We start from the raw sequence: 2150 nt of genomic DNA, 5'->3' as shown, positions 1-2150 counted from the left end.
GACGGAGGACGGCGCCGAGGTGTGGTGCCGGTGCGACGCGGGCCCCCACGGCTTCCTGTCGATCGCCGCGCACGCCCACGCGGACGCGCTCGCGATCGAGGTCCGGCACGGGGGGATCGACGTCCTGGCCGACCCCGGCACCTACTGCTACCACGGCGAACCCGACTGGCGGCGCTACTTCCGCTCGACGCTCGGGCACAACACGCTCGAGGTCGGCGGGCGGGACCAGTCGGCGTCGGGCGGGCCGTTCCTGTGGACGCGGCACGCCACGACCCACCTCCTGGAGTCCACCGACGGCGGCGACCGCGCCCGCTGGTGTGCCGAGCACGCGGGCTACGGCCTCGACGCCGTCCACCGGCGCAGCGTCGACCTCGACGTCGCGACCCGCACCCTGACCGTCGAGGACTCGCTGCTGTCCGAGCGCGAGCGCCCCTGCAGGCTGGCCTTCCACCTCGGGCCCGAGGTCCGGGCGGACGTCGCCGGGACGACCGCCCTGCTCAGCTACCCGGGCGGTGCGGCGGTGCTGGAGCTGCCCGCGGAGCTCACCTGGGCCTCGCACCGGGGATCGGTGTCGCCGCCGCTGGGTTGGTACTCCCCCGGTTTCGGCAGGCGGGAGCCCGCGGTCACGCTGGTCGGGACGGGCCTGTTGGGGGGTGCCCGGCGGACGGTCCGCACCGAGCTGCGGCTCGGCACCGCGCCGCGGCCCCGGGAGGAGGTCGCCGTCGCCGCCCGGTCCACGCAGCGCCGCTGAGCGTCAGCCCGTGATGGTGAGGACCCGGCCGGTCAGGTCGTTGCCGCCGCCCGAGCCGCGCCACACGGACCACGGCATCTCCGTGCCGTCCCAGACGAAGTGCTCCCCGTCGAGGGAGGGCACGTAGTAGGTGTTGGCCTCGAAGCGGTTGTTGCCGCCCGCGAACACCGTGGGGTCGTCGATGTCCTCGACGGCCCCGGACGTGCCCCCGGGCGCGACGACCACGACGTTGTCGTGCACCCACACGTTCCGCACGAGGTGCGGGCCGAAGGGGGCGGGCCACTCGTCCGCCCGGTCGCCGCCCTCGATCAGGGTGATGCCGTTCGGCCCGCCCGTGACGCGGTTGCCGACGACCTCGATCCGGCCCCCGATCCCGCCGGACGACTGGATCTGGATGCCCGCCTCCCAGGCCCAGCCCTTGTGCACGCGGCCGTTGCGGCTGATCTCGTTGCCCGTGACGAGCGCGTCGTAGCTGATCTCGTGCTGGATGCCCGCACCGTCGTTGTCGGCCACGATGTTGAAGGCGTAGGTCGTGCGGATGTTGCCGCCGTCCGTCCACAGCCCCGGGCCGCGGTTGTCCTGCACCAGGTTGTGCTCGATGGTCAGGTCCTCGGTCATCCAGCTCTTGCCGCCGCCCGCCTCCCACTCGAAGGAGTATCCGGCGGCGCCGTTGCCGGTGAGGACGTTGTCCCGGACGACCGACCCGCTGCCCCAGGCCCCGAAGCCGAGCTGGCCCTGGTCGTGGACCAGGTTGCCCGACAGCACGCTGTGGCTCGCGAAGCCGATGCCGACGGCGTGGTTGGACCGGACCTCGTTGTCCCGGATGGTCCAGCCACTGCCGAAGCGCTCGCCGCCGACCTCGCGCGCCTCGACCGCCGCCACCTGTCCCTCGTTGGCCGCCTGTTCGAGCACGAGGTTCGCGACGGTGACGTCGTCCACGAGCGCGGCGACCAGCCCCGGGGCGACCGCCTGCTCCACCAGCCTGCCCGTGGGGTCGTCCCCGACGAGGATCCGCCCCGTCGCGTAGTCCGCGTACACGGCACCGGGGCCGACCGCCGCCGCGCTGCCGACCCGGGTGAGGCGGCGGCCGTCGAGGAAGACGTCCTCCGTCGCGGTGCACAGCGGCGCGGTCTCGAGGCACTCGCCGGACTCGCTGGGACCGGGCGGGAGCCGCCCCGCCGCCGACCACCCCTTCCCGGTGCGGGCCCAGCCGGTGAGGACCACCGAACCGCTCAGCACACTGCCGCGCTCCCCGACGAGGGCGTCCCCGGCCTTGGGCACCAACGGTGTCGTCAGCCGGTGCACGCCCGCCGCGAAGCAGTAGGTGGTGCCGGCAGGGTGCGCGTCGATCGGGACGGGCTGCGCCAGGACGGGGACGACGACTTCACCGACGAGGTCC

2 protein-coding genes are annotated in these 2150 nt (G+C 74.2%); one reads left to right on the top strand and one right to left on the bottom strand.

Going from position 1 to position 2150, the window contains the following annotated elements:
• On the top strand, positions 1-751 hold a 751-nt coding region (locus H5J29_RS30095; RefSeq protein ID WP_181784345.1), incomplete at its 5' end, for a heparinase II/III family protein.
• Between the two features lie 3 nt (positions 752-754).
• On the opposite strand, the gene H5J29_RS30090 is transcribed toward H5J29_RS30095, so the two are convergent.
• A partial coding sequence (locus tag H5J29_RS30090; protein ID WP_181784344.1) for a right-handed parallel beta-helix repeat-containing protein occupies positions 755-2150 on the bottom strand: 1396 nt, incomplete at its 5' end.

This window comes from Pseudonocardia pini (assembly GCF_013870575.1).
GTDB classification, from domain to species: Bacteria; Actinomycetota; Actinomycetes; order Mycobacteriales; family Pseudonocardiaceae; genus Pseudonocardia; species Pseudonocardia pini.
Note: the sequence above shows the minus strand (reverse complement) of the source record. Positions and strands in the feature narration are given on the sequence as shown.